We start from the raw sequence: 13,776 nt of genomic DNA, 5'->3' as shown, positions 1-13,776 counted from the left end.
CGCAAGGATACGGGCATGCGGAATGTCGCCTCGGTGCGCGAGAATGCCCTTATGCCAGAACCATCCTCCCCCGCTTTCACAATTCGGCCGGTGCGCGAGTCCGAGCACGCCTCGCTCGGCGAGATCACGGTCCGCGCCTACCTCGAGGGCGGATTCCTGCACGGCCCGGACGACTACTACGCGGCGCACCTGCGCGACGTGGCCGCCCGCGCGGCCACCGCCGAGGTGCTGGTCGCCGCCGACGCCGAACGCCTGCTGGGAGGCGTCACGCTGGTGCTGGCGGGCGGGCCGATGGCCAACATGGCCGGGCCAGGCGAGGCCGAGATCCGCATGCTCGCCGTCGATCCGCTCGGTCACCGCAAGGGCATCGGTTCGGCACTGGTGGCCCACTGCGTCGAGCGGGCCCGCGCCGAGGCCGGGGTCAAGCGCATCGTGCTGTGCTCGCAGCAGGAGATGACGACGGCGCATCGCATCTACGAGCGGTTCGGTTTCGAGCGCGCGCCGCAGCTTGACTGGCGGCCGATGCCGGACGTCCTGCTGTGGGGCTTCTCCCTGGAGCTCTAGAGGCTGTCGACGAAGCGGCCGTAGTCGCCGAAGGCCTGCTCGACCTCGGCGTCGGCGATGCCGTAGCGGGACAGCTCGTAGCGGTGGCCGCTGCCGCCGCCGCGGTGCGCCAGGAGTCCTTCGAGGCCGCGCCGCTCGCGCTCGCCCCACGGGGCGCCGAGGCGTTCGAACAGATCGGGCAGGCGCCTGCCGGGCGCCTCGGTCAGGTGGCGGTACGGCACGTCGATGAGGGTGTCCTCGGGCAGGTTCCGGCGGGCGGCGGTGGCCCGGCCCACGCCGGTGGCGAGCATCCCGAGCCAGGTCCGGCCGATCTGGTGCGGGTCGGGGTTCCTCACGTGGGCGGACATGCTGGTCTCGGCCAGCGAGCACATGGAGCCCAGGACCGTGGCCGGATCGCGGTGGGTCCACACGACCTGCGCGTCGGGGAAGGTCTTGAGCAGGGTCTCCAGGTTCCACAGGTGCGCCGGGGACTTGAGGACCCAGCGGCGGCGCTCCCGACCGTGCTGGAGGACCTGGAGGGCCTGCTTGAGGTACTGGTAGTCGGGCGTGTAGTCGCGGTCGAGCATCCACTGCTCGTAGCGGGGCATGCGGGCGCGCACGAGGTAGATGAGCCCGTGGGGCAGCACGAACACGCACTCCTCGGGCTCCTCGGCGCCGAGCGTGTGGATGCTGCGCATGGCCGGGGAGGCCTTCGCGGCGCCCTCGGCGACCTTCGCGGCCTGCTTGAGGTATTCGGCGCGGGTGGCCTCGGGGATGTCGCCGAGGTCGGTGTGCAGGAGCTCCCACATCAGCGGGGCGCGGTGGGCCTCGGCGGCGGCGAGGACGCGGTGGGTGACGGTGGTGCCGGTGCGGGGCATGCCGACGACGACGATGGGGCGCTCGATCGGCTCGTCGGCGATCTCGGGGTGCTGGGCGTGGAGCTTGCGGATGCGGAAGCGGTTCTCCAGTCGGGTGCCGAGGTCGCCGACGGTGCCCATCCAGCCGATGGGCGTGAGATCGTCGACGTCGGCGAAGCAACTGAGGACGAAGCGCATCTCCTCGATGAACCGCTCGTCGCCCGAGGCGGTGCCGTCGGTCTTGGCCTCGGCCGCGCGGACGGCCCGGTCGATGGCCTTGTCGACCTTGTTCCGTCTATTCGCGATGGTGGGGGCGAGCACGACGTTGACCGCCTTGAGCCAGGGGGCGACTCGTTGCATTGCGGCTTCTCCTCTTGGGGCGCTGTAATTGTGAAATAAGCCTACATTTAATCGCGCCCAGGCGGAACCACTTGGGGCTCAAGGCGATCAGCCCGCCTGCTGGGTCTCGCCCTCGGCGGGTGCGTCCTCGATCGGCATGACGGCGGCGAGCTGCGGCGCCAACTGGGAGGCGAAGCGCGCGGACAGGTGGTTGCTGTCGCGGTAGACCAGGAGGTTGCCCACCACGACCGGGCACTTGCCCTCCTCGGTGTCGCAGATCCACGGGATCGGGTCGATCACCTCGGCGCCGACGTCGGCGACCGCGGCCATCGCCTTCTCGCGGCGCTCGGGGAAGACCACCGCGTCGTCGAGGTCGTTGACGCACGCGGTGGCGTCCTTCGGGTGCTCGGAGAGGCAGTCGGGCACGTTCCCCACGCCCCAGGCGGTGTCGGCCATGACGTAGACCTCGTCGGCGGCCGCGGTGAGCCGCTCGGCGGTCTCGATCCAGCCGTCGACCCACGCCTGGTCGGGGTCGTCGGCGAGCACTTCCTTGTTGTCCGAGTTGGAGGCGAAGACGAGTTCCGGTTCGAGGTCCTCGATCTCGTCGAGCGCGTTCTCGCGCCACTCGGTGCACTCGGTGTACTCGCGGCCGCGCTCGGAGTTGTACTCCTCGACCACCGGCGCGCTGCACGCGGCCTTGGTGAGGACGAGCATCTTCCAGCCCGAGACCTCCGCGAGCTGGTTGAGCGGCGGGAACCACTGGGTCGCGTGGGAGTCGCCGAAGATCACCATGGTCTTGTCGCCGTCGGGGTCGCCGAACCAGCAGTCGTCGGCCGGTTCGGTGGCGGCCTGCATGGTCATGCAGCCCGCCTGGTAGGGCAGCGGCTTGTCCTGGCGGGCGTTGTCGAGCGGCGGCTGGAGGTTGGCCGGCACGTCCTCCACGTCGGAGGAGTCGTCGAGCACCTCCCAGACGGTCGCGTCGTCGCCGGTGATCTCCTCGGCCTCGGCCGCGTCCTTGATCTGGACCGGCTGGGTGACGGCGACGAACGAGGCGGCCAGGGCGCACACCATGAGGCCGCCGCCCATCGCGAGGGCGCGGGAGGGCACCTGGACCAGGGGCTTGCGGGTGCGGATCGGGTGCTCCACCAGGTGGTAGGTGGCGACGGCGAGGATGAACGCGGCGACCATGAGCACCAGGAGGTGTCGCAGGCGCGGCTCTTCGAGCCCGAGGGCGGCCGGGCCGATCATGATGAGCGGCCAGTGCCACAGGTACAGGCCGTAGGAGATCTTGCCGACGTACTGGGCGGGCGCGATGCCGAGCAGCACCGTCGCGCCGCCGCGGTGGGGGACGCACCCGGCGGCGATGACCAGGGCGGCGCCCGCGACGGGCATGGCCGCGGCGTAGCCGGGGAAGGTGGTGCGCTCGTCGAAGAGGAAGACCGAGGCGGTGACGAGGGCCAGCCCGGCCCAGGAGGCGAGCGCGGCGAGCGGCGCGGGGATCCGCTTGATCCGGGCCGCGGCGACGGCGATGAGCGCGCCGACGGCGAGCTCCCAGGCGCGGGTGTGGATGCCGAAGTAGGACCAGACGGCGTCGTCGGCGGAGCGGGTGACGCTGAGGTAGAACGAGGCGGCGGCGACCGCGACGAGGAGGCCGGTGATGGCGGCAGTACGCAAGAAACCAAGGTGCGGGCTGGCCTGGAACTTGCCGGGCTTGCCGAAGCGTGCGCCCAGGAGCGCGATGGCCAGCAGGATCAGGGGCCACGCCAGGTAGAACTGCTCTTCGACCGCGAGCGACCAGAAGTGCTGGAGCGGCGAGGGGTCGGCGTCGGCGTTGAAGTAGTCGGTGCCTTCGACGGCGAGGCGGATGTTGACGACGTTGAGCGCGGCGGCGGCGGTGTCGGCGGCGATGTCGCCGAGCCTGGTTCGCGGCAGCCACAGCCAGGCCGCGGCCAGCGTCGCCAGCAGGACGGTCGCGGCGGCGGGCAGCAGCCGCACCGCGCGGCGGGCGTAGAAGCGGGTGATCGAGACGCGGCCGGTCTTGTCGATCTCGCGCAGCAGCAGCGAGGTGATCAGGAAGCCCGAGATCACGAAGAACACGTCGACGCCGACGAAGCCGCCGGCCATGTACGGGAAGCCGATGTGGCCGGCGATGACGATGCCCACCGCCACGGCCCGCATGCCCTCGATGTCGGGGCGCCAGTGGCCGGGGCGCTCCTTCGCCGCCGAGTCGGTGGTGGCGTCGTTCGACGTCTTCTCCGGTCGTGGTGCGCTGGTCAAACGCATAGGTGTCGGTCTCCGAACGGTTCACCGGGCGCTGGTTTCCCCAGTCGGGCACCACTGGGCTGGCAATCGGGATCGGAATCCCGGGGGGACGAGTGGTGACCCTAGCAGTTTCCACCCATTGGCACCGAGAGACTCCGAGTTAGTGGCATTAGTCTCATTTGCCCGCCCGTCCCGTCGGCGCCGCCAGAACCGGTGCTCCAGCAGCCGGAACCGCCGTCAGACCTCGTCGTAGGGAAGGATCTTGAACGCGTCAAATCCGGAGGTCAGCGGCTTGATAGCACGGAAGTCGCGCTGGTCGAGGGTGAAGACGCGATCGGTCTTGTACCGATCCGCGAGAACGACGCCGACCGTGTCGGCGATGTCCAGGCAGAGATCGGCGTACTTCATCCGAACCTCATGCGCTCGAAGCAGGTCATCGACCGTGATCGACGCCAACCGATGCCTCCCCGCACTGAACTGATCGAGGACGAACTTCACCGCCGTGGTCGACGCGTCGAATCCGATTCGTTGCCCCATCAGATGATCGAATTCGGGCAGCACCAGCGGCGAGACCACAGCGGTCTCCCTCTTGAGGACTTCGCGCGCGGCGGCGTGCATGTCTTCTGCTGGATTCAGCGCGGCGATGAGCCCCGAGGTGTCCGCTATCAGTATCAACGGCGTGCGACTTTCCGCTTGATGCTCTCATAGATCGCCTGATCCATCTCTTCAAGCGTCATCGGACCGCCGAAGTTGAACGTCGGCCAAGGCTTCAGTTCGCGCTCCGATTCGACATGGTCGAGCAGTGCCGCCACAGCCTGGCGGATGAGCTCTGCCTGGCTCGCTCCCGTACGACGGGCCTCGGCCTCGAGCCGCAGCTCAAGGTCCTCGGGAAAATACACGGTGGTCTTCTTCATGCCACATATGGTACCCGCCTCCTGCTGCGTGATCAAGCCGGTGCACGCCGTTCGGTATTTCCGCATATGACACCGTCCGCCAAACGCTGAGGGGCGGCCCGCCGCAGGCGGGTCGCCCCTCGCTGTTCGATGGTTCGGCCTACGGCACGCCCGGGGGGAAGTCCGGGGTCTGGCGCAGCAGGCCCTCTTGGGTGGCCGAGGCTATGTGGAGGCCGTCGCGGTCGAAGAAGCGGCCCTGGGCCAGGCCGCGGCCGCCCGAGGCGGTCGGCGACTCGGCGTCGTACAGGATCCACTCGTCCGCGCGGAAGGGCCGGTGGAACCACAGCGCGTGGTCCAGGCTCGTCCCCAGGTAGCCGCCCGGGCCCCACACCGCGCCGTGGCGGCTCAGCACCGAGTCCAGGAGCGTCAGGTCCGAGGCGTAGGTCAGCACGCAGACGTGGATGAGCGGGTCGTCGGGCAGCTTCCCGTCGGCCTTCATCCACACCCGCTGGCGCTCCTCGGCCGGGCGCTCGCCCGAGCGGAAGTAGCCCGAGCCGCCCAGGTAGCGCACGTCGATCGGGCGCGGGATGCGCGCCCACATGCTCAGGCGGTCCGGGTCGGCCTGGAGGCGCTCGGCGATCGTCGGCACCGCCTCGGGCGCGGGCAGGCCCGTCGGCGCGGGGTCCCCGTGCTCCAGACCCGGCTCGCCGGTGTGGAACGAGGCCGACATGAAGAAGATCGTCCGCCCGCCCTGGAGGGCCACGGTGCGCCGCACCGAGAAGGAGCGGCCGTCGCGGATGTGCTCCACCTGGTAGAGGATCGGCTTCGACGAGTCCCCCGGCCGCACGAAGTAGCCGTGCAGGGAGTGGACGCGCCGGTCGGGCGCGACGGTGCGCCCGGCGGCGACGAGCGCCTGCCCGGCCACCTGGCCGCCGAAGACCCGCTGCAGGCCGACCTCGGCCCGGGGCCCGCGGTACAGGCCGGTGTCGATCTCTTCGAGGTCGAGGACGCCGAGGAGCGAGTCCACGGCGTCCTGACCGACGAGTACCTCGCCCACTACGACCCGATCTGGTGGACCCGGACGGTGTTGGTCGAGCCGGGCGTGCCGGCCGGGGTGCCGGCCACGATGACGACCAGGTCGCCGTGCGAGGCCAGGCCGTGCTCCTGCATGCTCTTGTCGACCAGCGCGAACATGGCGTCGGTGTGGTCGACGTGCTCGACGAGGTAGGCGTCGGTGCCCCACGACAGCGCCATCTGGTTGCGCACCGACTCGATCGAGGTCAGGCCCACGATCGGCAGGTTCGGCTTGAGGCGGGCCAGGCGCTTGACGGTGTCGCCGGTCTGCGTGAACGCCGCGAGGGCCTTCGCGCCGATCGAGTCGGCGATCTGGGCGGCGGCCGCGGTGATGGCCCCGGCCTTGGTCCTGGGGTCGTGCTCCATGTGGGCGACGTCGATGGGCCCGCCCTCGGTGGTCTCGACGATCTTGGCCATCGTGCGGACGGTCCCGATCGGGTACTTGCCGACCGAGGTCTCGCCGGAGAGCATGACCGCGTCGGTGCCGTCGAGGACGGCGTTGGCGACGTCGGAGACCTCGGCGCGGGTGGGCCGGGCGTTCTCGATCATGGAGTCGAGCATCTGGGTGGCGACGATGACGGGCTTGGCGTTCTCGCGGCAGAGGCGGATGATCTCCTTCTGCACGATCGGCACCTCGTCGAGCGGCATCTCGACGCCCAGGTCGCCGCGGGCGACCATGACGCCGTCGAAGGCGAGCACGATCTCCTCGAGGCGGTCGACGGCCTCGGGCTTCTCGACCTTGGCGATGATCGGGCGCCGCACGCCGACCTCGTCCATGACCTTGTGGCCCAGGCGCGCGTCGTCGGGGTGGCGCACGAACGACATGGCGATGAGGTCCACGCCCAGGTTGAGGGCGAACTTCATGTCGGAGACGTCCTTCTCCGAGAGGGCGGGCACGGAGATGGCCACGTTCGGCAGCGACAGGCCCTTGTGGTTCGAGACCGGACCCCCCTCGACGACGAGGCACTCGACGTCGGTCTCGTCGGCGCCGAGGACTTCGAGAGCCAGCTTGCCGTCGTCGACCAGGAGGCGGTCGCCCTTGGTGACCTCGCCGGGGAGCTTCTTGTAGGTGCACGAGACGCGGTCGTGGGTGCCCTCGACGTCATCGGAGGTGATGAAGACGCGGTCCCCGGCGTTCCACTGCTCGGAGCCGTCGGCGAAGGTGCCGAGGCGGATCTTGGGGCCCTGCATGTCGGCCAGGATGGCGACGGGCTTGCCCGCGGCGTCGGCGGCCTCGCGGACCATCTGGTAGACGGCCTCGTGGTCGGCCTGAGTGCCGTGGCTGAAGTTCATTCGCGCGACGTTCATACCGGCGTCGATCAGGCCGGCCATGCGCTCGGGCGTGGCCGTCGCGGGCCCGATGGTACAGACGATTTTTGCTCTACGAGTCACCCTGGGAGCTTATATCGGCGCCGATTCGCGCTCGCGAGGTCACCGCAGTTGGGAGGCGGAATTCACGGTAAGGCGAATGGCGCCGTATTGCACATTGGAGACAGGCGGAATTGCGCGCGGGCGGCCTCCCCGAATGGTCGCCCGTGAAAGCGTCATCCAATCGGCGGGGCCGCCCGCGCGCAATTCGGTATCGGCGTTTATGCGGTGAGCGGCTGCGCGTCGGCGGCGACCGGTTCGGGAAGCGCCACTTCGCCTCCGAGGTACCGGTGGACCGCCGCGGCGGCGGCGCGGCCCTCCGCGATCGCCCACACGATCAGCGAGGCGCCGCGGTGGGCGTCCCCGGCGACGAACACGCCGGGCGCGTCGGTCTGCCAGTCCTCGCCGCAGTCGATGACGCCGCGGCCGCTGCGCTCGACGCCGAGCTGGCGCAGCAGCTGCTGGTCCTCGGTTCCGGCGAAGCCGATCGCGAGGAGGACCAGGTCGGCCGGGACGATCCGCTCGGTGCCGGGCACCGGGTTGACGACGCGGCGGCCCGAGGACTTGTCGACGACGACCTCGCTCAGTCGCATCTGGCGCACGTGGCCGTGCTCATCGCCGATGAACTCGGCGGCGGCGCTGCCGTAGTCGCGCTCCCCGCCCTCCTCGTGGGCCGGGTAGTTGCGCACGATGACCGGCCAGGTCGGCCACGGGTCGCGCTCGGCGTCGCGGTCGGTCGGCGGCATCGGGTACAGGTCGAGCTGGCGCACCGAGGCCGCGCCCTGCCGGTGGGCCACGCCCAGGCAGTCCGCGCCGGTGTCGCCGCCGCCGATGATGACCACGTGCTTGCCGCGCGCGTCGATGGGCGCGAACGGGGCCTTGCCCGCCACGACCTGGTTGGCGCCGACGAGGTGCTCCATGGCCTGGTGGATCCCGGCGAGCTCGCGCCCGGCCTGGTCGGTCTCGCGCCCTTCGAGGGCCCCGACGGCCAGGACGACGGCGTCGTGGCGTTCGCGCAGGTCCTCGGCGGACAGGTCGAAGCCGACGTTGACGCCGCACGCGAACTCGACGCCCTCGGCCTCCATCTGCGCCACGCGGCGGTCGATGTGGCGCTTCTCGAGCTTGAAGTCGGGGATGCCGTAGCGCAGGAGTCCGCCGGGCGCGTCGTCGCGCTCGTAGACGGTGACGGCGTGGCCCGCGCGGGCCAGCTGCTGGGCGGCGGCCAGGCCCGCCGGGCCCGAGCCGACGACGGCCACGGACTTGCCGGTGGACCGCTCGGCCGGGCGCGGGGCGACGTTCCGGTCGTCGAAGGCCCGGTCGATGATCTCGACCTCGATGTTCTTGATCGTGACGGGGTCGTCGCCGATGCCGAGCACGCAGGAGGCCTCGCACGGGGCGGGGCAGAGCCTGCCGGTGAACTCGGGGAAGTTGTTCGTGGCGTGGAGCTGCTCGATCGCGGCCCCCCACCGGCCGGTGCGGGCCAGGTCGTTCCACTCGGGGATCCGGTTGCCCAGCGGGCAGCCGTTGTGGCAGAACGGGATGCCGCAGTCCATGCAGCGCGAGGCCTGGGCGGTGACCAGCTCGGGGCTGGTGCGCTCGTAGACCTCGCGGTTGTCGAGGACGCGCAGCGGGATCGACCGCTTCTTGGGCACTTCGCGTCCGTGCTGGAGGAACCCACTGGGGTCAGGCATGCTGCGCCTCCTTCTCTTGCATCTGGGCGGCGAGCACGGCCTTGTACTCGGTGGGGATGACCTTGGTGAAGCCTCCTGCGGCCTTGGGCCAGTTGCCGAGCAGGTCGGCGGCGACCGCCGAGCCGGTGGCGCGGCCGTGGCGCAGCAGCAGGTTGTGCACCAGGTCGATGTCGGCGGCGCCGAGCTCGTCGAGGTCGACCAGCGCGGTGTTGGTGCGGTTCTCGTCCAGGCGCCACACGTAGGCGACGCCGCCGGACATGCCCGCGGCGAAGTTGCGCCCGGTGGGGCCGAGGACGAGGACGGTGCCGCCGGTCATGTACTCGCAGCCGTGGTCGCCGACGCCCTCGACGACGGCGACGGCCCCGGAGTTGCGGACGCCGAAGCGCTCGCCGACCTTGCCGCGGATGTAGACCTCGCCGGAGGTGGCCCCGTAGAGGATGGTGTTGCCCGCGATGACGTTCTCTTCGGCCTTGAAGGGCGCCCCGGCGTCGGGCCGCAGCACGATCCGGCCGCCCGAGAGGCCCTTGGCGAGGTAGTCGTTGGCGTCGCCGATGAGCTTGAAGTTCGCCCCGCGGGTGAGGAACGCGCCGAAGGACTGCCCGGCGGTGCCCCTGAAGGTCAGGTCGATCGACCCGTCCGGCAGGCCCTCGCGGTGGACGCGGCTGACCGCGGCCCCCAGGAGCGCGCCGACCGAGCGGTCGGTGTTGCGGATCGCGAGGTCGGCCGCGACGGTGCGGCCCTCCTCGATCGCGGGCCTGGCGATGTCGACGAGCTGGGCGCCGAGGGTCCGCTCGACCTCGTGGTCTTGGAGGCGGACCCGCACGCGCGTGCCCTCGACGGGCGATGCGATGACGTTGGACAGGTCGATGCGGGCGGCCTTGCGGCCCTCCCCGGCGGTCTGGCGCAGCCGCTCGACGTTGCCGATGGCCTCGTCGAGGGAGCGGTAGCCGAGCCGGGCGAGGTACTCGCGGACCTCTTCGGCGATGTAGCGGAAGAAGTTCTCGACGAACTCGGGGCTGCCGTTGTAGCGCGCGCGCAGCAGCGGGTCCTGGGTGGCCACGCCGACCGGGCAGGTGTCGAGGTGGCACACGCGCATCATGACGCAGCCCGCGACGACCAGCGGCGCGGTGGCGAAGCCGTAGCCCTCGGCGCCGAGCAGCGCGGCGACGACGACGTCGCGGCCGGTCTTCATCGCGCCGTCGACCTCGACCTTGACGCGGTCGCGCAGGCCGTTGCCGATGAGGGTCTGCTGGGCCTCGGCGAGGCCGATCTCCCAGGGCGTCCCGGCGTGTTTGACCGAGTTGGCCGGGGCGGCGCCGGTGCCGCCGTCGTAGCCGGAGATGAGGATCGTGTCGGCCTTGGCCTTGGAGACCCCGGCGGCGACGGTGCCGACGCCGACCTCGCTGACGAGCTTCACGTGGACCTCGGCGTCGCCGCCTCCGGCGTGCTTGAGGTCGTGGATGAGCTGGGCGAGGTCCTCGATCGAGTAGATGTCGTGGTGCGGCGGCGGGCTGATGAGCCCGACGCCGGGCGTGGCGTTGCGGGTCGCGGCGATCCACGGATGGACCTTCTTGCCGGGCAGCTGGCCGCCCTCGCCGGGCTTGGCGCCCTGGGCCATCTTGATCTGGATCGCGTCGGCCGTGGCCAGGTATTCGCTGGTGACGCCGAAGCGGCCCGAGGCGACCTGCTTGATGGCGCTGCGCCGCTCGGGGTCGTAGAGGCGCTCGGCGTCCTCGCCGCCCTCGCCGGAGTTCGAGCGCCCGCCGAGGCGGTTCATGGCGATCGCGAGAGTCTCGTGCGACTCCTGGGAGAGCGCGCCGTAGGACATGGCGCCGGTGTGGAACCGCCTGACGATCGACTCGACCGGCTCGACCTCGTCGATCGGGACCGCCTCGCGCGAGTCGGTCTCGAAGTCGAGCATGCCGCGCAGCAGCCCGGAGTCGGCGGCGATCGCGTCGACCTTGCTGGTGTAGCGCTTGAACACCTCGTACTGGCCCGAGCGGGTGGCGTGCTGGAGCAGGAACACCGTCTCGGGGTTGAACAGGTGGACCTCGCCTTCGCGGCGCCACTGGTAGTCGCCGCCGGGCGGCAGCGGCTGGGCGGGGTCGACGGGCCGCTCGTAGGCGCGCCGGTGGCGCTCGGCGACCTCTTTGGCGATGGTCTGGAGGCCGATGCCGCCGATGCGGGAGTCGGTGCCGGTGAAGTAGCGGTCGACGAAGTCGGCGTCGAGGCCGACGGCCTCGAAGACCTCCGCGCCGGTGTAGGACGCGATCGTGGAGATGCCCATCTTGGACATCACCTTGAGCACGCCCTTGCACAGGCCGTCGATGTAGTTGCGCACGGCCTGGGCGGGCTCGGCCTCGACCACGCCCTCGTCGCACAGCTCCTCGATGGAGTCGAACGCGAGGTAGGGGTTGACGGCGGCGGCGCCGTAGCCGATGAGGACCGCGGCGTGGTGGACGGTGCGGCAGTCGCCGCTCTCGACCACCATGGCGATCTTGGTGCGGGTCTGCTCGCGCACGAGGTGCTCGTGCAGGGCCGCGGTGAGCAGGAGCGAGGGGATCGGCGCGAGGTCGGCGGTGGAGTCGCGGTCGGACAGGACGAAGATGCGCACGCCGTCCTCGATGGCCTCGGAGACGTGGCGGCAGATCTCGGTCAGGCGGTCCTTCATGCCGCGCGAGCCGTGGCGGACCTTGTAGACGCCGGAGACGCGCACGGCCTTGAAGCCGGGCATGTCGCCGTCCTCGTCGATGTCGAGGATCTTGGCGAGCTCGTCGTTGTCGAGGATCGGGCGGGACAGCTCGATCTGGCGGCACGAGTACGGCCCGGGCTCCAGGAGGTTCCCCTCGGGGCCGATCATGGTGCCGAGCGCGGTGACCAGCTGCTCGCGGATGGCGTCGAGCGGCGGGTTGGTGACCTGCGCGAACAGCTGCGTGAAGTAGTCGTAGAGCAGCTTCGGGCGCTTCGAGAGCCCCGCGATGGGCGTGTCCGAGCCCATGGAGACGACCGGCTCGGCGCCGGAGGCGGCCATGGGGGCCAGGACCATGCGCAGCTCTTCGTCGCTGTAGCCGAAGGTGAGCTGGCGGCGGCGCACCGTCTCGGCGTTGTAGACGGCGTGCTCGCGTTCGGGCAGCTCCTCGAGGCGGATGAGCCCGGCGTGGAGCCAGTCGCCGTAGGGGTGCTCCTTGGCGAGGTCGTCCTTGATCTCCTCGTCATCGACGATGCGGCCGGCGGCCGTGTCGACCAGGAACATGCGCCCGGGCGTCAGCCGGCCCTTCTCGGCGACCTCGCTGGGCGCGAAGTCGACGACGCCGGACTCGGAGGCGAGGACGACGAGGTCGTCGGTGGTGCGCCACCAGCGGGCGGGGCGCAGGCCGTTGCGGTCGAGGACGGCGCCGATCTGGGTGCCGTCGGTGAAGCAGACCGCGGCCGGGCCGTCCCACGGCTCCATGATCGCCGCGTGGTAGCGGTAGAAGTCGCGCCGCTTGGGGTCCATGGTCGCGTTGTGCTCCCAGGCCTCGGGCATCATCATGAGCATCGCGTGGGGCAGGCTCCGCCCGCCCAGGTGCAGCAGCTCCACGACCTCGTCGAACGCGAGGGAGTCCGAGGCGCCGGGCGTGTTGATCGGGAGCAGGCGCCGCAGGCGGCCGGGCAGGTGCGAGCTGGCGAGCTCGGCCTGGCGGGCCCGCATCCAGTTGCGGTTGCCCCTGATCGTGTTGATCTCGCCGTTGTGGGCGACCATCCGGAACGGGTGGGCCAGCGGCCAGGACGGGAACGTGTTGGTGGAGAAGCGGGAGTGGACCAGCGCGATGGCGCTGGCGAGCCGCTCGTCGCGCAGGTCGGGGTAGAACTGCGGCACCTGCGCGGGCGTCAGCATCCCCTTGTAGACGATGGTGCGGGCCGAGAGGCCGACGACGGCGGCGCCGGAGAACCGGCGCTCGCGGATCTCGCGCTCGGCCTGCTTGCGCACGGCGTAGGCGAGCCGGTCGAGCTCGATCCCGGCCGCGGCGCCGTCCTCGGCGGCGAGGAAGACCTGGCTGACGCGGGGCATGGAGGCCAGCGCGCCCGCGCCGAGCCCGGTGGGATCGACGGGCACCTCGCGCCAGCCGATGACGCGGCAGCCCTCGGCGACGGCGTACTTCTCGACGATGGCGCGCGCGTGGACGGTGGCGTCCTCGTCGTCCAGCGGTGTGAAGACGAGCCCGGCGGCGTAGCGGCCGGCCTCGGGAAGGGTGAAATCGACCACGTCGCGGTAGAAGGCGTCGGGGATCTGGAGCATGATGCCGGCGCCGTCACCCGAGTCCGGATCGGGGGCGGTGGCGCCGCGGTGCTCCATGCGGACGAGCGCGGACAGGCCGCGCTCGACTACGCTGTGGGCGGCCCGGCCTTGCATGTCCGCAACGAAGGCGACGCCGCAGGCGTCGTGCTCCCATTCCGGGCGGTAAAGACCTGGTTCGTGGTGCATGGCAGAACGCAACCTTGGCCTCCTTCGTCGTCGAGCGTTCCAGCCTGTGGGGCGCTGGAACACGGCGGTATCTCATACGGGACGACGTCGGCCCGAAAGAATGCAAACAAAGTGTCAGACGAGTGTAATGCATCGCTCATCTGGCGGACGGCATCGTCCTACGATCCGAGCGGCCCGGGCGTTTTCCTCCCGGACGTCATTTCCCTGCGCAAGCGTGCCGCAATGGGCGTGCAGCGCGCCCATCCGAGTGGGAACGGCGCGCGGGCGCGTTGCGCGGGGTGGTT

9 protein-coding genes are annotated in these 13,776 nt (G+C 70.8%); 1 reads left to right on the top strand and 8 read right to left on the bottom strand.

Features of this window, described 5'->3' with window-relative positions; all coding sequences use genetic code 11:
* Window positions 1-90 precede the first annotated feature (90 nt).
* Window positions 91-564: a GNAT family N-acetyltransferase gene (locus tag H613_RS0110630; protein ID WP_211234772.1), complete on the top strand. Its 474-nt coding sequence runs from the start codon at window positions 91-93 to the stop codon at window positions 562-564.
* On the opposite strand, the gene H613_RS0110625 is transcribed toward H613_RS0110630, so the two are convergent.
* The 8 genes from H613_RS0110625 to gltB all read right to left on the bottom strand — a co-directional run bounded on the left by H613_RS0110625 (window position 561) and on the right by gltB (window position 13,492).
* Window positions 561-1,760 (bottom strand): sulfotransferase family protein, encoded by a 1,200-nt coding sequence (locus H613_RS0110625; RefSeq protein ID WP_026923777.1) that lies wholly within the window; start codon window positions 1,758-1,760, stop codon window positions 561-563. The two genes, H613_RS0110630 and H613_RS0110625, sit on opposite strands and share 4 nt — an antisense overlap.
* An 87-nt stretch (window positions 1,761-1,847) precedes the next feature.
* Window positions 1,848-4,022 (bottom strand): acyltransferase family protein, encoded by a 2,175-nt coding sequence (locus H613_RS25855; protein ID WP_084546525.1) that lies wholly within the window; start codon window positions 4,020-4,022, stop codon window positions 1,848-1,850.
* Window positions 4,023-4,238: 216 nt separating this feature from the next.
* The gene (locus H613_RS0110615; RefSeq protein WP_026923776.1) at window positions 4,239-4,676 is read right to left on the bottom strand and encodes a PIN domain-containing protein; all 438 of its coding nucleotides are present in this window, start codon (window positions 4,674-4,676) and stop codon (window positions 4,239-4,241) included.
* Entirely contained in the window at window positions 4,673-4,915 is a 243-nt protein-coding gene (locus H613_RS0110610) for a ribbon-helix-helix domain-containing protein (protein WP_051393241.1), read from the bottom strand. The genes H613_RS0110615 and H613_RS0110610 overlap by 4 nt, the downstream gene beginning before the upstream one ends.
* 139 nt (window positions 4,916-5,054) lie before the next feature.
* A complete protein-coding gene (locus H613_RS0110605; RefSeq protein WP_026923774.1) occupies window positions 5,055-5,951 on the bottom strand; it encodes an acyl-CoA thioesterase in 897 nt (298 codons plus the stop codon).
* Window positions 5,951-7,360 (bottom strand): pyruvate kinase, encoded by a 1,410-nt coding sequence (gene pyk / locus H613_RS0110600; protein WP_084546524.1) that lies wholly within the window; start codon window positions 7,358-7,360, stop codon window positions 5,951-5,953. The genes H613_RS0110605 and pyk overlap by 1 nt, the downstream gene beginning before the upstream one ends.
* Before the next feature lie 197 nt (window positions 7,361-7,557).
* Entirely contained in the window at window positions 7,558-9,027 is a 1,470-nt protein-coding gene (locus tag H613_RS0110595; protein WP_026923772.1) for a glutamate synthase subunit beta, read from the bottom strand.
* A complete protein-coding gene (gene gltB / locus H613_RS25850; RefSeq protein ID WP_051393222.1) occupies window positions 9,020-13,492 on the bottom strand; it encodes a glutamate synthase large subunit in 4,473 nt (1,490 codons plus the stop codon). The genes H613_RS0110595 and gltB overlap by 8 nt, the downstream gene beginning before the upstream one ends.
* Window positions 13,493-13,776 lie beyond the last annotated feature (284 nt).

Origin of the sequence: Glycomyces arizonensis DSM 44726 (assembly GCF_000482705.1) — a bacterium.
In the GTDB taxonomy this organism is placed as follows: domain Bacteria; phylum Actinomycetota; class Actinomycetes; order Mycobacteriales; family Micromonosporaceae; genus Glycomyces; species Glycomyces arizonensis.
This window is presented reverse-complemented; position numbering and strand designations above follow the sequence as displayed.

Bases quoted from the DNA above. Each gene is read 5' to 3' on its own strand.
- H613_RS0110595 (WP_026923772.1), bottom strand. From the start codon at position 9,027: ATGCCTGACCCCAGTGGGTTCCTCCAGCACGGACGCGAAGTGCCCAAG.
- gltB (WP_051393222.1), bottom strand. From the start codon at position 13,492: ATGCACCACGAACCAGGTCTTTACCGCCCGGAATGGGAGCACGACGCC.
- H613_RS25855 (WP_084546525.1), bottom strand. From the start codon at position 4,022: ATGCGTTTGACCAGCGCACCACGACCGGAGAAGACGTCGAACGACGCC.
- H613_RS0110610 (WP_051393241.1), bottom strand. From the start codon at position 4,915: ATGAAGAAGACCACCGTGTATTTTCCCGAGGACCTTGAGCTGCGGCTC.
- H613_RS0110625 (WP_026923777.1), bottom strand. From the start codon at position 1,760: ATGCAACGAGTCGCCCCCTGGCTCAAGGCGGTCAACGTCGTGCTCGCC.